The organism is Epilithonimonas bovis DSM 19482 (genome assembly GCF_900108115.1).
GTDB lineage: Bacteria > Bacteroidota > Bacteroidia > Flavobacteriales > Weeksellaceae > Epilithonimonas > Epilithonimonas bovis.
In genome coordinates, this window is the sequence record NZ_FTPU01000013.1 from 14382 (window position 1) to 30080 (window position 15699).

Genomic DNA, 15699 nt, shown 5'->3' on the forward strand with positions numbered 1-15699 from the left:
GGCGGATGCTGCCATCAAAATCTGACGCAAAAATAAAGTTTTAGGATGAACCTTAAAAATAAAAATGCCAGTCTGTACGACCGGCATTATTATGATAAATTCTTATGATTATTTAACCAACAGAATGCTTGCAATCTGGTTGGCCAGTTCTGTCCCAATCCTGTCCTGAGCCTCTACCGTTGCAGCTCCGGTGTGCGGCGTAAGGGAAATCTTAGGATGGTTAAGGATTTTTTCTGATGGTGTAGGTTCGTTCTCGAAAACATCCAAGCCGGCAAAGGCAAGTTTGCCACTGTCCAGCGCCTCGATAAGTGCATCTTCGTCTATCACACCACCACGGGCGCAATTAACGATGGCTGCTCCGGTTTTCATCTGAGCAAGTTCTGCCTTGCCAATGATAGGTCCGTTTTGTGCAGGAACGTGTAGTGTGATAAAATCTGCATGCTGAATCAGCTGGTCCAGAGGTTCGGTCTCAATCTCTACATTAATATACTGCTTGTTATAAAAATTAACCCGCACGCTGGCTTTTCCAATCCTGGTATCAGAGGCTACTACCTTCATCCCAAGCCCTAGCGCAATCCTGGCAACTTCCTGCCCTATTCTTCCTATGCCGATAATACCAATGGTTTTACCTCTCAGTTCTATCCCTTTTTCGTAAGCTTTTTTAAGTTTTGCAAATTCGGTGTTGCCTTTTACAGGCATCTGACGGTTGGAGTCTTCCAAAAATCTGCATCCTGAGAAAAGGTGGGCAAAAACCAACTCGGCCACAGACTCGGATGATGCTGCAGGCGTATTAATCACATGTTTGCCTTTTTCTCTGGCGTAGGCCACTTCTATATTATCCATCCCAACGCCTCCTCTGCCGATGATCTCCAGGCTCTGGCAATGGTCTATTATCTCCTTAGTGACTTTGGTAGCACTTCTCACGAGTAATACCGTCACTTGGTTTTCATTAATATAATTGATAAGATTTTCCTGAGGTACTTTGTCTGTAATCACCTCAAATCCGTTGTTTCTAAGTGCATCGATTCCGGATTGTGTCAGTCCGTCATTGGCCAATACTTTCATGATTTTTACTGTTGTTTTTTGGATCAGTATCTGTCCGTTAATATGATTTTATCAGAAGCTTTGATGCTTCGTCAGTTTTTTTTTTGTAATTGGTTACGTTTGGCAATTGCGTCTAAATTGTTTGATTGCTTTTGAGCAATTTCTGCTAAATAGTTTATCCTGAGCTTATGGCGGGCTAAATCTTTTGGCTAGCCTCTTTGCAAAAGGATCCGCTACTATGTTTGGTATCTAATCAAAAATTCCCGAAAATCTGCACTCGGGAATCTGTTATATTTTTTACGATTAATCACGGAAAACCTCTATGGTTACCTGTTTTTCTACCAAGTCTGTAAATTTCCCTTTGTATCGTGTGGCTCTTACCAGATGGTTATCAATCCAGTGATAATTGCCCCCTCTTGGTTTACCCATTAGCACGCTATGGTATTTGAAACCATGCTTGTTGAGCCAGTCTTCTGTAATTTTTCTTAGATCCTCTGTACGGGAAGTGAAAAAGCAGATCTGATGGCCGTCATCATACCATCTGTTGATAGTTTCCAAAGCATCAGGAAAGGGTTCGCAGGTAATCATTCTCTCCGGCTCTTCATTAGGCACATCATCGGTAATAGTACCATCAATATCTATCAGGTAATTCTTGATATCGCCCTTTAGCATCGGACTCAGATGTTCCGTATATTCTAATTCCATTGGTTTCACAATTAAGTTGGCAAACTTAGAGTTTTCATCCCAAATTAACAAATCATTCCCAAAATCTTAATAGAATATTAATTTTAGCACATTTTCAACATAATAACTACTCATTACCGTAATTAACCCGGTCAATAGTTATGTAGCGGTCTAAATCATGGAAAAACAGTTGTTGTTCAAATTCATCATTAATTGTTTTCAATAACTCATCATTAGTCCTTCTGAATATTTTCCATCTCAGCATTCGAGGTTTTGATCATCTATTTTTTCTAATCAGATTAACAGATCAGTGAAGAAGAAGACTCACTAATAACCAATTAATTTACGATTATTTAAATTTTAAAAAGTTGCGGATTGTTATTCCCGGGATCTTCAGATTCTCTATAAGTTAGGTTAATATCGTTTAAGTTTTTAAAGCATCTTTTCTTTTTATCTAATAAACTAAACTGTATCTTTGCGGCATAATTTTCCAAAAAACTTAATGTGGAGTCGCCGTGATTCGGATTACGCGATTGCATATGACTTTAATAAGTAATAAATATCTACATATGAAATTTTTTATCGATACAGCTAATCTGGACCAAATCAGAGAAGCGCAGGATCTGGGAATCCTGGATGGGGTTACAACCAATCCGTCATTAATGGCCAAAGAAGGGATCTCCGGAAAGGAAGCCATCAACCAACATTACATCGACATCTGCAATATCTCCGACGGTGATGTTTCAGCAGAAGTGCTTTCTACGACTTATGAGGAAATGATCAAAGAAGGTGAAGAACTGGCAGCACTGCATGAGCGTATTGTGGTGAAAATCCCAATGATTAAAGATGGTATCAAAGCAATTAAATATTTTTCTGATAAAGGCATCAGGACCAACTGTACTCTGATTTTCTCTGCAGGTCAGGCACTTTTGGCAGCAAAAGCCGGAGCCACTTATGTTTCTCCGTTTCTGGGCAGGCTGGATGATATCTCTGTAGACGGGCTCAACCTGATTGAAGAGATCCGCGTGATTTATGACAACTACTTATTTGAGACCGAAATCCTTGCGGCTTCTATCCGTAATCCGATGCATATTATCAACTGTGCTAAAATTGGTGCAGATGTGATTACGTCCCCATTGGCATCCATTCTTAATCTTCTGAAGCATCCGCTTACAGATGCAGGATTGGCGCAGTTTGTAGCCGACTCCAAAAAGTTAGGATAGCCCATTAATCTACTATAAAAAGAACACCGGTCAATTGAATTGGCCGGTGTTTTTATTTTGATTTAATTTTCCAAAGTCAGTTCCAGAATATGCTCATTCAATTCGCGACGCAGGCAACTCAACAGACACTCGGTAAAATAATTTTTTGCATCCAGTGGTTTGGTTAAAGGATGCAGCTCTATAAAATCCGACAATACAACACGCCCCCGGTAGGCAATGCTGTAAAAGGAAAAGACACTACCATCTGACTCTGCACTGGGCGATGCATAACCCGTTGCCGCCAATCCCCAGTCTGTCGCAAATCTGTGTGCCACTGCCAACGCCATGGCATTGGTCAGCTCTTTGGACACTGTGCTGTTAGCAATTTTTTGATCAATGCCAAGTTGTTTTATTTTTTCATCTGTGCTGTATGCGGTGATGCCTCCGTTATAAAACTGTTCGGCGCCCGGCATCTGGGAAAACGCAAGCTGCAAAAAACCCGAGGTAACACTTTCGGCAACGGCTATTGTTTCGCGCTGCACCGTCAGATACCGGCTGATATGTTCTAAGACAGGTTGTGGAAATTCCATAATATAGAGATGATTTTAATTTTGATTAGTACGATTTCTTCTAACAAATGTTTTGCCATATAACAGAATTTTAAAGTACAATAATTTAACGGCTTCATTATGAATGCAGAAATTTTTAGTCAACAGTTATCCATCATAACAAAGTATTTATTTTTGTAAATTGAACCCGAAACCCATCCAGATGCAAATCTCTAATCCTACTGTCATTAAGCTGTCTAAAGTTATTTCTAACTTTTTTAATCCGCTTGTATCTCTGCTTATCTACTTTTTCTACTACAGTTATAAAAATTACACCTGGTCCCAGGCTTCCAAAAAGTTTTTACCAATTCTTCTCTTACTGATTATCCCTATCAGTTTGTGGATCTACCACAATGTGAAAAAAGGCAATTATACCAATATGGATGTCTCCAACCGTAAGCAGCGGCATTCGCTCTACGTTTTTATTATACTGGCAACAATCATTTTTCTGGCGGTGGATTATTTTCTGCACAGGCAGATCGATTGGGCTATCCTCTTACTTTGCATCTTGCTGATGGCTATGCAGATCAGCAATTTTTTTATCAAAAGTTCTATGCATACCAGTCTTAATATCTATGTAGCAGCACTATTTTTTGCCATCAACCCCGCGCTTGGCACCGCTTGGTTTGGATTATCTGTGATTATAGGAATCACCAGAGTTATTCTTAAAAGGCACACCACGCAGGAGGTGGTTGCCGGCGCAATGATTGCTATTTTTGTATCTTTGGCCTATCTGATAATGGTGAAAGCCATTATTTTCTAAAAATTAATCATGATACTACAAACGCTGACACCGTCTGAGGAGGAAATAATGCAACTGATCTGGAAAGACGGGCAAATGTACTTCCGCGATCTGATGAATGCTTTTCCCGAACCAAAACCGCATCAGAATACCGTTTCTACTTTTCTCAAAATATTGGTTGAAAAAAATTACCTGAATACAGAAAAAAAAGGCAGAATCAACCTCTATATACCTGCTGTTGCAATGCAGGATTATAAAAAATTTGTGCTGAGAAACTTTCTGGAAAACTATTTTGAAGGTTCTGCAGCAGAACTCCTCAAAACTCTGATTGAGGAAAACATGCTCAACAATCAGGATTATAGCCAGCTGTTTGAAGTTAAAACCACATTAGTACCGGTTGTAGAGTCTCATGATGCAGAAGATCCCGTGAAAGCACTTGTCAAAAAACTGACGGGCGCCAAAAAAGATAAGAAAAAGCATCAGGAAAAAAAGAAGAAAAAGAAAAAGTAAACTTTAAGATTACAAATCTTTATCAGCGTATATCGATAATTAAACCCTTAATCCGCCACCTTTTAACGAATAATTCTGCCTAATTGTCAAAACCGGACAGTTGGCAAATAAATTGTGAAATCAACACTATAAAATTCTAAAAAAATGGAAGAAAACAACGATAAACACGAAGAAAATTTGTCTACCGACAACCAGTCTGCACAAGATCAAGGACAGGAAAATCAGGAAAATTTGTCACAGCAGCCTACGGCAGAAGAATTATTGGCAGCAGAAAAAGACCGATATATCCGCCTTTACGCAGAGTTCGAAAATTACAAAAAGAGAACCTTAAAGGAAAAAAATGAATTTTACCTTTATGCTTGTCAGGATCTGATGACCTCGATGCTTGGGGTTCTTGACGACTTTGAAAGAGCTTTGAAAGAAATTTCTAAAAATGGTAACGAAGCCGACTTCAAAGGTGTGGAGCTGATTTATCAAAAATTCCGTAATAAGTTGACTGAAAAAGGACTTAAGCCAATAGAAGTGAAAGTTGGTGATGACTTCAATGTAGATTATCACGAGGCCATCACACAAATCCCTGCTCCTACAGAAGATTTGAAGGGTAAAATTGTAGATGTTATAGAAACTGGGTACCAGCTTCATGACAAAGTGATACGTTTTGCAAAAGTTGTTACCGGAAACTAAAAATATCAATGCTATAAGATAACCTACATATAAAGGTTATCAATATGAATCATCAATTATGACGAAGCGAGATTATTACGAGGTTTTGGAGATTACCAAAACAGCGAGTGGAGAAGAGATCAAAAAAGCCTACCGGAAAATGGCCATCAAATACCACCCGGATAAAAATCCTGGTGATAAGGCTGCAGAAGAGAAATTTAAAGAAGCTGCAGAAGCTTACGAGGTCCTCAGCGATGATAACAAGCGGTCGCGCTATGACCAGTTTGGGCATGCAGGTGTGAGCGGAGCAGCCGGCGGCGGCGGCTTTGGTGGCGGCATGAATATGGAGGATATCTTCAGCCAGTTCGGTGATATCTTTGGCGGTGGTTTCGGTGGCGGCGGCCAGAGACAGCAACAGTCCCGAGGATCTAACCTGAGGATCCGAATCAAGCTGAACCTGGAGGAGATGATCAACGGGACACAAAAAACCGTTAAAGTCAAAAAAATGAAACTGGCTGCGGGTGTGACCTCCAAAACCTGTCCTACCTGTAAAGGCAGCGGCGTGCAGGTAAAAATAATGAATACTATGTTTGGCCAGATGCAAACACAAACTACCTGTGGCACTTGCCATGGCGTAGGGAAAGTTGCAGACAAAATCCCGGCAGGTGCCAACGCGCAGGGCCTTATCAAAGAAGAGGAAGAAATCACCATCAACATCCCGGCAGGCGCCAGAGACGGTATCCAGCTGAATGTAAGAGGAAAAGGTAACGACGCGCCATTAGGCGGAACGCCAGGTGATCTATTGGTTGTAGTAGAGGAAGAGGCTGACAAATTGATCAAACGCGAAGGCGATAACCTGCATCAGGAACTTTATGTATCATTTGCAGAGGCGGCCCTGGGAACGACAAAGGAGATTAATGTAGTTGGCGGTAAAGTAAAAATAAAAGTGGATGAAGGGACACAATCCGGCAAAATCCTGAGACTTGCAGGAAAAGGCCTTCCTAATATAGAAGGCTATGGCGGAAAAGGCGATATGTTTGTCCACATCAATGTCTGGACACCACAAAAACTTACCAAAGAACAGAAAGATTTTTTCCAAAATCAAATAGACAAAGGCGAAATGACAGCTGAACCCACAGGTAAGGAAAAGACCTTTTTTGATAAAGTAAAAGACCTTTTTAATTAAGAAAAAAAGACTCCGTGTGAGTCTTTTTTTTTGGTCATGATCTCAATGTACAAAAATGCATAAACCTTAATCAATCATTTTTAAAGTAAAGGTCTACCGAAGACGTCTTCCTAAATGTAAAACGTAAATTTAAAAATAATGAAAAAAGGAATTTTAGCCATTGCAGGTTTAGCTGCCATTGCATTAATTGCCAAAAAGGCTCAGAAAAGAAAAGCTATCTTCAGAAACATTCTGGATGAATATGATGTGAAAGAAAAGACACCCTTCGGAGTTGCTGACCGCATCAGGACTATGGATGATAAAGAGTATGATGCTTTTAAAGAAAAAATGAAGACACAGTTCAGCAAAGGCTGTTGCAGAACAAAGGATGCTCAATAAACGTCTAAAAAAACTAAATTGAATTGTTAAAGAACGGGAACATAATAGTTTCCGTTTTTTTATTGCCGACTAAAGGATCTGCAGATTCGGAACATATCCAAAATTTCCTGATCGGCAGTTTAACATCGTACTAGACCTGTAAATTAAAAAAGACACTTAAATTGGAAATTACTAAATTTGCTTCTGTGAAGGATTACTACTACTTTCTTGGGATTGCCAGGCATGCTTCAGCAGAAGACATCAAAAAAGCCTACCGAAAGCTCTCGCTAAAATACCACCCGGATAAAAATGATAATGATGAATTTTTCTCCGACCGGTTCCGGGAAGTGCAGGAAGCCTACGAGACATTGACAGATGCTGGTCGAAAAAAACTCTATGACCAAAACCTGAACAATCAACAACAAAATACAAGAAGTGTCCTGCCACCAAAAATCAAAAATTTTTCTGTAAGCAAAATACGCGTGCAAAAAGGTGAAGAGATAACCATCTATTGGAATACCTATGATGCCGATATTGTAAAAATAGTTCCTTTTGGCCTGGAAAAGCCCAATGGTGAGCGAAGAATCAGGATAAAAGAATTTGATACCGCTGGGAAATTCCAGATCCTGTTGCATGCCACCAACAGCCTCTTACACAAAACCATTGTACAGGGCATAACGATTACAGAATTGATCGATAACAGTCCAAAAAATGATAAATACGAAAGCGGCGAATCAATATCCGAACCTGTAAAAAGACAAAAAAAAGAAATCAAACCGCAAAGGATGATTTCTGTATTTGTATTTTTAATTTTATTATTAATGATAATATGGCTAATGCTTAACTGATTTTGGCGCGCCCCGGGCATTTTTTGCAGCGTTTCCCTTTCTTGAATTTTTTACAGCATTTTTTCTTGTCGCAATACATCATTTCATTATATCTGTAAGCGGGAGCCAATGGCGCAATCTTGAAAGCTGTTACTTGAGAATTCATGCTGCAAATATAATTCAATTTAGAATAATTACAAATTAAATTACACATTTACATCTTAGGAAACCTCATAATAATTAGACTCTTCTATTTGAGATAAGGTGCTACGACCTGCGCCCAAAGCTTGTAACCTTCAGGTTTCATATGGAGCATATCATCTACATAAAGATCTGTCCTCACGCTGCCATCGGCATTATTCATCACCTTTGTAATATCGATAAAGTTGGTTCTTTTGGTGGTTTTAAGAAAAGCTTCTATTCTGTTGTTCAATTCTTTCATCTTAGGCCATAAGGCCTCTCTGCTCGGCGAATACTTAACAGACACATAAGCCACAGGCACTTTGGGATACTTCTGGCGGATTTTGCCAAAAAATTGTGTAAACCTGCTGAAAACCTCATCAACAGAAGGATTTCCCATAGCAAAATCATTATCACCACAATAGATGACGATTTGTTTGGGATTATAAGGATCCAGAAGATCATTTGCATAATTGTTGAGATCTACAAGCCTGGATCCGCCAAAACCGCGGTTAATAATAATTTTTCCAGGAAAATAATCGTTAACATCCTGCCATTTTGTGAAAGAGGAACTTCCAATAAACAGAATGGCTCTTTTGGGAATACCATTTTGCTGATCTTTGGTTTTAAAATCTTTGATATCCTGCCAATAAGGTTTATCCTGTGAAAACATAAACAACGACAAACATAAAAACAGCAGTAAAAAAACAGATTGGGAAAACTTATTATAAAATTTCATTATATTGATTTAAATAATTGACAACTGTCCCAAATTTACAATAAAATGTAAAGAGTCCCATAATAAAGCATTAACTCTTTATTGTATATTTTTTTTTAAATTAGCTACGTCTGGTACGAGCCAGTATCTATAAATTTAAAATATTAAGTATGAAAATTTTTAAAATCAGTTCAGCAATAATGCTTATCGCAGCTCAGTTTGCAGCAGCACAGTTTAAGCAGACACCACTGCCCTACGCTTACAACGCACTAGAACCATTTGTGGATGCAAAAACAATGGAAATCCATTACACAAAACATGCTGCAGCTTACGTCAACAATCTCAATAAAGCCATTGCAGGAACAACACTGGAAAAAGAAAATCTGGAAACCATCTTATCCCATATTTCTAAAGAAAGCAACGCAATCCGCAATAATGCCGGTGGCCATTACAACCACGAACTGTTCTGGACCGTGCTTACACCTAACCATAATACCAAACCATCCTTAGAGCTGCAAAATGCCATCAATCAGTCATTTGGAAGTCTTGATAACCTAAAGGCAGAATTGAGTAAGGCTGGTGCAGAAGTTTTTGGCTCTGGCTGGTCATGGCTTATTGTAACACCGGAGAAAAAACTGGCAGTGACTTCCAGCGCCAATCAGGATAACCCTTTGATGGACATTGCCAAGATAAAAGGCACACCTATTTTCGGTATCGATGTTTGGGAACATGCCTATTACCTAAAATATCAGAACAAACGTGCTGACTACCTCACAGCCTTGTGGAGTGTCGTTAATTGGGACGAAATCAGCAAACGATACAGTAACGCCATTAAATAGTATATCAATAGAGAGGCTGTCTCAAAAGCGAGATAGCCTTTTTTATGCAAAAAAGGAAAGCCGAGGCTTTCCTAATTGTAGCAAATTTCGTAATTTGCTGTGTGTTAACTAAGTCAAAAGTAGTCTTTAAAGATTACAATCCCAAAGAAAATTTGCTTTTTCCTCCGAAATGGCTATTTGAGTAACATTTATTCAAGCCGGAAAATGGAACAGGCATTGAAGGAAAACATCCATTTTATGTGGCTTTCGGCAATGAGCCGTCCTGATCATAATACGTTGAACAGGTTTCGTAGCGAGCGATTAAAGGGTGAAGTAAAAGCCATCTTTACACAAATTGTTTTGCTCTTGGAGAAGGAAGGCTTGGTAAGCCTGGAAACCACTTTTGTAGATGGGACCAAGATAGAGGCCAACGCCAACCGCTATACTTTTGTTTGGGGAAGAGCCATCAAGAAGCATCAGGTAAGAATTGCAGAGCAACTGGAAGAACTTTGGAATTATGCAGAAAGTGTGGCAAAAGAAGAGCTTCAAAACACTGAAAACATCGATTTTAAGGAGATTGATTCAGAAAAAGTAACACAAACCATAGACAAGATCAACGAGGTGTTGAAGGATAAAAAAATACCTTCGAAAGTTCGCCAGAAACTGAATTATGCCAAGAAAAACTGGGCAAACAATTTGGATAAATACAAAAAGCAACAGGCGATTTTACAAGCCAGAAACTCTTATTCCAAAACCGATACAGATGCTACTTTTATGCGGATGAAACCGAAGGTTCGCGAATTCCATTGAAAAAACAATAAATATGTAATAATGAGCAATGAGGATCATATGCGAAACGGACAACTCAAAGCGGCCTATAATCTACAGATTTCTACGAATAAACAATTTATTTTACATTATTCCATCCATCCCAATCCTACGGATACCAAAACATTGGAGTCTCATTTAAAAGGTTTTGAAGACAGCTATCATAAAGTTCCGAAAGAACTCGTTGCCGATGCAGGCTACGGTTCGGAGGAAAACTATAACCTACTGAAAAACAAGAAAATAAAATCTTATGTTAAATACAATTACTTCAGAAAAGATCAAAAATCGGGACAAATAACCACTTCTCAAAACAATCCGAAGCTGGCAAAAATCAGGGAAAGGGTTTTCAAACTACTCAAAACCAAAAAAGGTATCAAACTCCGAAAACAGCGATGTCACGATGTTGAACCTGTTTTTGCAGAGCTCAAACACAACAAAAACTTTAAACGCTTTATGCTTCGAGGAAAAACCAAGGTCGAGGTAGAAATCGGCATCCTAGCCATTGCCCATAATCTCAAAAAAATGGCAAAAACAGCCTGAAATAGACTGTTTTTTGAATTTTATCTTCATTTTTCAAAGTTTTTATAAAAACAAAACCTTAAAAATGTTTTTTTTCAACTCAATACAAAAACGAGGCTGCCCTTTTGAGACAGCCTCATTGAAAAATAATATAATGCTGGTGGGCGAATACCGAATGGGTTTTATACTGCACTTAATTCGAATGTAAATATGCTTCCTCCTCCGTACTCGCTTTTCACTTTCAGTGTTCCACCCTGTGTTTCAATAAATTCTTTACTGATACTTAAACCAAGCCCAGTACCTTCTTTTTTTGTTCCCGGTATTCTAAAATAGCGTTCAAAAACCTTAGAAACATATTGAGGTTGAATCCCCTGCCCCGTATCCGTTACTGAAAAAATGATCTTATCTGTTTCTCTTTTGACTTCGATAATGATTTCTGAATTTTCATAAGAATAGCGAACCGCATTCGATAAAAGGTTATTCAGTACCCAAGAGGTTTTTTCCAGATCCGCAGATACCAATTTTAGATCTGAATCAATTCTGGTGATCAAGCGTATGTTCTTTTGCTCAGCCGATGCCCTGTTGGCTTCTGTTGCATAATCGACAATGTCAGAAATTTTGGAAGGTTTGATATTTAATTTGATGGAACCGCTTTCCAACTGTGCAATATCAAGCAGTTCGCCTGTAATTTTCAAAAGGCGGTTGGTATCATCTTTTATCCCATTGACCAAATTGAGCTGATCTGGGTTCAAAGGCCCTACCTTATCATTTTCAAGTAGCTGCAGTCCCATTTTTATAGAGGAAATTGGAGTTTTAAATTCGTGAGAGACTGTTCCTATGAAATTGGTTTTGGCAACATCCAATTCCTTCAGCGGCGTTACATTATGAAGCATAATAACCTGCCCTATAAACTGAGTACTTTGCTCACCTGTAGGTAAAATGTTAATATCAACAATATCTTTTTCGAAGTAGCTCTCTTTACCGTAAGCATAAATTTTCATTACTTCATTTTTTGTCCTGTTTTCAGACTCTATAATATCTTTAATGATAGTTCTTACCAGATCATTGGTAACTGCGACATCCTGAATCAGTTTTCCTAAGCAGTTTTCTCTTTTGAGTCCTGTAATAGTAAGAGCTTCATCATTTATAAAAAGAATTTTCCGGTTCTCATCTATTCCAATAACTGGATCACTCATATTATCAATAAGGGTTTCAATCCTTTTTTTGCCTTTCAGTATTTTTTCAATCTTACTTTCGGAAAACTCCTGTATTTTTTCTGCCATCGTATTAAAAGATCTGGCAAGCTCACCAAACTCACTGCTGCTTTCAAAATGAACCCGCTCCTTGTAATTCTGGTTAGCAATCTGTTTGATACTTACCGTTAGCTGACGAATTGGATCCGCAATATTGGAGGGCAAATTGACCATTAAAATAAAGGCCATAATAAAACAAAGCATTCCAACAATTGAAATCATCGTAATTGCATTCTGCGCCGTATCATCTGCTATTGAGCTTTTATGCTGAATAGCTGCCATATTTAGCTGCATCAGTTCGGTCAGGTCTTTCCTGATGGATGATTTTAAAGCTGAATTTTCAGGATTTTTTTTTAGTACCCCGAAATGTGTTACGATTTTCTCTGTAGCCTCTTTTTCTCCAGGCTCGGTTACATTCTTTCTCTGTTTTTCAAGATGCTTTTCAAAAACGTCGAAAGCTAAGGGATCTGAATTCACTTCTTCAAGGGCAAGAAGCATATTTCTGGAATATTGAAGCGTGTTATAATTGGCTTTCAGAATGTTATTGGTGTCTTTTTTAAGCTGATTGATGTACCAACCGCTCAACACTGACAATACCAATATCATCATAAAAAGCAGTCCGACACCTATATTGAGTTTAGTTTTTATTTTCATTACGACAAAATTACTAAGTCTATGTTTTCCTGAGATAATTTATTCAGCAAAGTATTGAAAGTATCGGTTGCCAGAATGATTTTCCACAAATTCAAATGCGGTTTTCCGATGCAAACCGTTGTGATTTTCCGTTCTTCACATTGTTCCATTATGGCGCGAGCGACTTTTGTATCTTCCACTTTAATGATTTCGGCGCCTAATTCTGTAGCTAATTTAAAGTTATTAATCAAATGCCTTTGCTTATCCAACGCAATTTTATCTGAACTTTCTCTCGGAATCTGAACATACAAAAGATACCAAGAACTGTTGTAATAATTCGCTAATCTGGCAGTTTTTCTGATAACATTTTTTGCTGTTTTTTCATTGGAACTGATGCAAGCCAAGAATTTTTCTTTTTTAACGGATTTATGAATCGTTACTTCAGTTTCCACTTTTCTCGTTACCTGTGAAGCGACTTCTCTCAATGCCAATTCACGAAGTTGAAGAATATTTTCAGATTTAAAAAAATTATTGAGTGCAGAATTGATTTTGGATTGGTCATAGATTTTCCCTGCTTTCAAACGGTCAATCAATTCTTCGGAAGTCAAATCAATATTTACCACCTCATCTGCCTGAGCCAAAACATTATCGGGAATACGTTCCTGAACTTCGATATTGGTAATCATTTTCACATCTTCATTCAGACTTTCTATATGTTGAATATTCACAGCACTGATGACATTAATTCCAGAATCCAGAATATCCATCACATCCTGCCAGCGTTTTTCGTTTTTGCTTCCTTGGATGTTGGTATGAGCCAATTCATCCACAATTACAACCTCGGGGCGAAGATTAATCACCGCCTGAACGTCTAATTCTTCTAATTCTTTCCCTTTATAGAATAATTTTCTCCTTGGAATAATGGGAAGGCCATCCAGCAAAGCGTGCGTTTCTTTACGTTGATGCGTTTCGATGTATCCGATTGTCACATCAATTCCGCTTGTTAAAAGAGCGTGTGCTTCCTGCAACATACGATAGGTTTTTCCCACACCTGCGCTCATTCCGATGTAGATTTTGAATTTCCCTCTTCTCGATTTTTTGATGAGATTGAGAAAGTCCTGTGCAGAATTCTTTTCATCCATAACAGATTGTCTTATTCAAAGTTATTAAATACCCTGTCAAAATTTTTGACAAGGGATTTTTTTGCTAAATATGGAGATTTTAAAAACTTACTGCTAATGAAGTCACTGCCATTAAGTTGTTTGATTTCAAATTATTATCTCTATTGATAAAGATGTCATCTTTACTGCTTAGATTCTTAAGTTCTGTTCTCCAAACGAGATTCGGAAGAATCCGGTAATCTGCGTTTACAGAATAGCCAAACGTTTTAAATCCGTCGGCTGTTCCTGTTGCAATCATTACGCCTTTTTCATCGCTGTAATATTCGCCTCTTGCTGCAATGCTGAATTTCTCTGTCGGATAATATTTAGCAATTACAACCGGAGAATACCAAATATTATACTGGTCGCTTCCTTTTGCTTTTTGCTCTGCACCGATATCGAAACCTGTAATCAAAGCAAACTTTTTACTGATTTGGAAACTTCCGTACAAGTTGTGGAAATATCTCATTTGTCTGATGCTGTCCGGTTTATCGTTTCCGATGAAAGAACTGCTGTTTAAAGTGATTTTTTCTGAAGGTTTATAAGTCAACTGATGACCGAAAGCAACTGTAGAGTTTCCGTCTAATCGCTGAATTCTTTGCCAACCGTTTAGAACTAAACCGCTCAAAAACCACTTTCCGCTGTCGCTGGTGTAAGAGATTTTGGCACCGCTTTCAAAATAAGGCGAGTTGTCTGCCAACATACTTCTTGTCAACGTAAAGCAATCTTTGCTGATGGCACTTTCAAAACCGATGTGTGATGGCATTACACCAGCATCAATCCAGAGATTTTTGTTTTTTGATATTTTTACCCCAACATTGGCTTCATAAACATTTTCCAAAACTCCAGGTTCTGCGGCGTAGTTTGAATTCATATAAGTTCCTACTCCCAATGCTATATTAGCTCTTAATCTTTCCGTTTCGTAGTTTGCCTTTACAAATCCCAAATTAAGGTTCACCTCATTGTTTCTGTTGTGGCTGTACACAAATCCGGGTCTTGTATTGTTTTCAGGATTATTAAAATCGTACTGATAATACACTTCTGCATAACCAGAAATTATTAAAGGGTTTTTAGTTTCAGTTTCTTCCTGAGCGTGCAGTGTAGAAACTGCGCCAAGCATTGCAAATGCCAGTAATGATAGTTTTCTTTTCATTTCTAAATATATAATTTACTTCAAACCGTCTAATGCGATATTGAGTTTTAAAACGTTGATTTTTTCAGTTCCGAACATTCCAAGAAAGGGAGATTCGATATTGTTTTCAATCAGTGAATTGACTTTGCGGATGTCAACCTTTCTGATATCGGCAATTCTTTGAGCTTGAACCTTAGCCGCCTGAACAGAAATATTAGGGTCTAGACCAGCACCACTTGCTGTAACGATATCGGAAGGAATTTCGGATTTCTGAACTGTTGGATTATGTTTCATAAAATTTTCTACTCTTTCTTCAACATCTTTGAGATAATCAGGATTTAAAGGTCCTTTGTTACTTCCTCCCGCTCCTGCAGCATTGTAGTCTACAGCCGAAGGACGTGACCAGAAATATTCGTCTTTATCGAATTTTTGTCCGACATTGGCGTAAAATTTCTTGCCGTTATGCTCTATGATTTCTCCTTTTCCATTATTGGGAGCAGCTTGTGCAATTCCGAAAATGAAAAGCGTGTAGAATCCTGAAAAAAATACAGCACAGAATAATGTTAATCTGATGGCTGGTAATATATTTTGTTTCATAATTTTAATAATTGATAATTGAAAGTTGATAATTGAAA

Annotated in this window: 19 protein-coding genes; 10 read left to right on the top strand and 9 right to left on the bottom strand. The window is 38.3% G+C overall.

Annotated elements, in window-relative coordinates:
• Positions 1-108: 108 nt before the first annotated feature.
• Both B0B05_RS07125 and B0B05_RS07130 read right to left on the bottom strand, forming a co-directional pair.
• Positions 109-1065 (bottom strand): NAD(P)-dependent oxidoreductase, encoded by a 957-nt coding sequence (locus B0B05_RS07125; protein ID WP_143745966.1) that lies wholly within the window; start codon positions 1063-1065, stop codon positions 109-111.
• A 282-nt stretch (positions 1066-1347) separates the two neighbouring features.
• Positions 1348-1749, bottom strand: coding sequence for an LNS2 domain-containing protein (locus B0B05_RS07130; RefSeq protein ID WP_076782974.1), 402 nt, complete (start codon positions 1747-1749; stop codon positions 1348-1350).
• A 548-nt stretch (positions 1750-2297) separates the two neighbouring features.
• Here B0B05_RS07130 and fsa point away from each other — a divergent pair.
• Entirely contained in the window at positions 2298-2951 is a 654-nt protein-coding gene (gene fsa, locus B0B05_RS07140) for a fructose-6-phosphate aldolase (RefSeq protein ID WP_076782976.1), read from the top strand.
• A gap of 62 nt (positions 2952-3013) precedes the next feature.
• On the opposite strand, the gene B0B05_RS07145 is transcribed toward fsa, so the two are convergent.
• A complete protein-coding gene (locus B0B05_RS07145) occupies positions 3014-3520 on the bottom strand; it encodes a CinA family protein (RefSeq protein WP_076782977.1) in 507 nt (168 codons plus the stop codon).
• 181 nt (positions 3521-3701) lie between these two features.
• Between B0B05_RS07145 and B0B05_RS07150 the strand changes: the two genes are divergently transcribed.
• The 6 genes from B0B05_RS07150 (at position 3702) to B0B05_RS07175 (ending at position 7844) form a co-directional block, all read left to right on the top strand.
• Positions 3702-4301 carry a phosphatase PAP2 family protein gene (locus B0B05_RS07150; protein WP_076782978.1) on the top strand — a complete coding sequence of 200 codons (600 nt, stop codon included), beginning with the start codon at positions 3702-3704 and terminating at the stop codon, positions 4299-4301.
• A gap of 9 nt (positions 4302-4310) precedes the next feature.
• Entirely contained in the window at positions 4311-4790 is a 480-nt protein-coding gene (locus B0B05_RS07155; protein ID WP_076782979.1) for a BlaI/MecI/CopY family transcriptional regulator, read from the top strand.
• 144 nt (positions 4791-4934) lie between these two features.
• The gene (locus B0B05_RS07160) at positions 4935-5474 is read left to right on the top strand and encodes a nucleotide exchange factor GrpE (RefSeq protein ID WP_076782980.1); all 540 of its coding nucleotides are present in this window, start codon (positions 4935-4937) and stop codon (positions 5472-5474) included.
• A 58-nt stretch (positions 5475-5532) separates the two neighbouring features.
• Entirely contained in the window at positions 5533-6639 is a 1107-nt protein-coding gene (gene dnaJ / locus B0B05_RS07165) for a molecular chaperone DnaJ (protein WP_076782981.1), read from the top strand.
• A 138-nt stretch (positions 6640-6777) separates the two neighbouring features.
• Positions 6778-7017, top strand: coding sequence for a hypothetical protein (locus tag B0B05_RS07170; protein WP_076782982.1), 240 nt, complete (start codon positions 6778-6780; stop codon positions 7015-7017).
• Between the two features lie 161 nt (positions 7018-7178).
• Positions 7179-7844 carry a J domain-containing protein gene (locus B0B05_RS07175; protein WP_245799242.1) on the top strand — a complete coding sequence of 222 codons (666 nt, stop codon included), beginning with the start codon at positions 7179-7181 and terminating at the stop codon, positions 7842-7844.
• On the opposite strand, the gene B0B05_RS16745 is transcribed toward B0B05_RS07175, so the two are convergent.
• Together B0B05_RS16745 and B0B05_RS07180 are read right to left on the bottom strand one after the other, a co-directional pair.
• A complete protein-coding gene (locus tag B0B05_RS16745; protein WP_173786345.1) occupies positions 7837-7989 on the bottom strand; it encodes a hypothetical protein in 153 nt (50 codons plus the stop codon). The genes B0B05_RS07175 and B0B05_RS16745 overlap by 8 nt on opposite strands.
• Before the next feature lie 84 nt (positions 7990-8073).
• Positions 8074-8742 (bottom strand): GDSL-type esterase/lipase family protein, encoded by a 669-nt coding sequence (locus tag B0B05_RS07180; protein WP_076782984.1) that lies wholly within the window; start codon positions 8740-8742, stop codon positions 8074-8076.
• 179 nt (positions 8743-8921) lie between these two features.
• Between B0B05_RS07180 and B0B05_RS07185 the strand changes: the two genes are divergently transcribed.
• The 3 genes from B0B05_RS07185 (at position 8922) to B0B05_RS16430 (ending at position 10907) form a co-directional block, all read left to right on the top strand.
• On the top strand, positions 8922-9560 hold the full coding sequence (locus B0B05_RS07185) for a superoxide dismutase (RefSeq protein WP_245799249.1): 639 nt from the start codon (positions 8922-8924) through the stop codon (positions 9558-9560).
• Between the two features lie 177 nt (positions 9561-9737).
• A complete protein-coding gene (locus B0B05_RS16425; protein ID WP_394332784.1) occupies positions 9738-10349 on the top strand; it encodes a transposase in 612 nt (203 codons plus the stop codon).
• Positions 10350-10370: 21 nt separating this feature from the next.
• Positions 10371-10907, top strand: a complete 537-nt coding sequence (locus tag B0B05_RS16430) for a transposase (protein ID WP_143745968.1) — start codon at positions 10371-10373, stop codon at positions 10905-10907.
• A gap of 161 nt (positions 10908-11068) precedes the next feature.
• Here B0B05_RS16430 and B0B05_RS07195 read toward each other — a convergent pair whose 3' ends face one another.
• From B0B05_RS07195 to B0B05_RS07210, 4 genes are all read right to left on the bottom strand, one after another.
• Entirely contained in the window at positions 11069-12793 is a 1725-nt protein-coding gene (locus B0B05_RS07195; RefSeq protein ID WP_076782986.1) for an ATP-binding protein, read from the bottom strand.
• Positions 12793-13914, bottom strand: coding sequence for a histidine kinase (locus B0B05_RS07200; RefSeq protein ID WP_076782987.1), 1122 nt, complete (start codon positions 13912-13914; stop codon positions 12793-12795). The genes B0B05_RS07195 and B0B05_RS07200 overlap by 1 nt, the downstream gene beginning before the upstream one ends.
• Before the next feature lie 79 nt (positions 13915-13993).
• On the bottom strand, positions 13994-15085 hold the full coding sequence (locus tag B0B05_RS07205) for a porin (protein WP_076782988.1): 1092 nt from the start codon (positions 15083-15085) through the stop codon (positions 13994-13996).
• Positions 15086-15100: 15 nt separating this feature from the next.
• Complete coding sequence (locus B0B05_RS07210) at positions 15101-15661, bottom strand: K(+)-transporting ATPase subunit C (RefSeq protein WP_076782989.1); 561 nt, start codon at positions 15659-15661, stop codon at positions 15101-15103.
• Positions 15662-15699 lie beyond the last annotated feature (38 nt).

Excerpts from the sequence above, each read along its gene's own strand:
- B0B05_RS07125 (WP_143745966.1), bottom strand. The coding sequence starts at position 1,065 with ATGAAAGTATTGGCCAATGACGGACTGACACAATCCGGAATCGATGCA.
- B0B05_RS07130 (WP_076782974.1), bottom strand. The coding sequence starts at position 1,749 with ATGGAATTAGAATATACGGAACATCTGAGTCCGATGCTAAAGGGCGAT.
- fsa (WP_076782976.1), top strand. The coding sequence starts at position 2,298 with ATGAAATTTTTTATCGATACAGCTAATCTGGACCAAATCAGAGAAGCG.
- B0B05_RS07145 (WP_076782977.1), bottom strand. The coding sequence starts at position 3,520 with ATGGAATTTCCACAACCTGTCTTAGAACATATCAGCCGGTATCTGACG.
- B0B05_RS07150 (WP_076782978.1), top strand. The coding sequence starts at position 3,702 with ATGCAAATCTCTAATCCTACTGTCATTAAGCTGTCTAAAGTTATTTCT.
- B0B05_RS07155 (WP_076782979.1), top strand. The coding sequence starts at position 4,311 with ATGATACTACAAACGCTGACACCGTCTGAGGAGGAAATAATGCAACTG.
- B0B05_RS07160 (WP_076782980.1), top strand. The coding sequence starts at position 4,935 with ATGGAAGAAAACAACGATAAACACGAAGAAAATTTGTCTACCGACAAC.
- dnaJ (WP_076782981.1), top strand. The coding sequence starts at position 5,533 with ATGACGAAGCGAGATTATTACGAGGTTTTGGAGATTACCAAAACAGCG.
- B0B05_RS07170 (WP_076782982.1), top strand. The coding sequence starts at position 6,778 with ATGAAAAAAGGAATTTTAGCCATTGCAGGTTTAGCTGCCATTGCATTA.
- B0B05_RS16745 (WP_173786345.1), bottom strand. The coding sequence starts at position 7,989 with ATGAATTCTCAAGTAACAGCTTTCAAGATTGCGCCATTGGCTCCCGCT.
- B0B05_RS07180 (WP_076782984.1), bottom strand. The coding sequence starts at position 8,742 with ATGAAATTTTATAATAAGTTTTCCCAATCTGTTTTTTTACTGCTGTTT.
- B0B05_RS07185 (WP_245799249.1), top strand. The coding sequence starts at position 8,922 with ATGCTTATCGCAGCTCAGTTTGCAGCAGCACAGTTTAAGCAGACACCA.
- B0B05_RS16430 (WP_143745968.1), top strand. The coding sequence starts at position 10,371 with ATGAGCAATGAGGATCATATGCGAAACGGACAACTCAAAGCGGCCTAT.
- B0B05_RS07195 (WP_076782986.1), bottom strand. The coding sequence starts at position 12,793 with ATGAAAATAAAAACTAAACTCAATATAGGTGTCGGACTGCTTTTTATG.
- B0B05_RS07200 (WP_076782987.1), bottom strand. The coding sequence starts at position 13,914 with ATGGATGAAAAGAATTCTGCACAGGACTTTCTCAATCTCATCAAAAAA.
- B0B05_RS07205 (WP_076782988.1), bottom strand. The coding sequence starts at position 15,085 with ATGAAAAGAAAACTATCATTACTGGCATTTGCAATGCTTGGCGCAGTT.
- B0B05_RS07210 (WP_076782989.1), bottom strand. The coding sequence starts at position 15,661 with ATGAAACAAAATATATTACCAGCCATCAGATTAACATTATTCTGTGCT.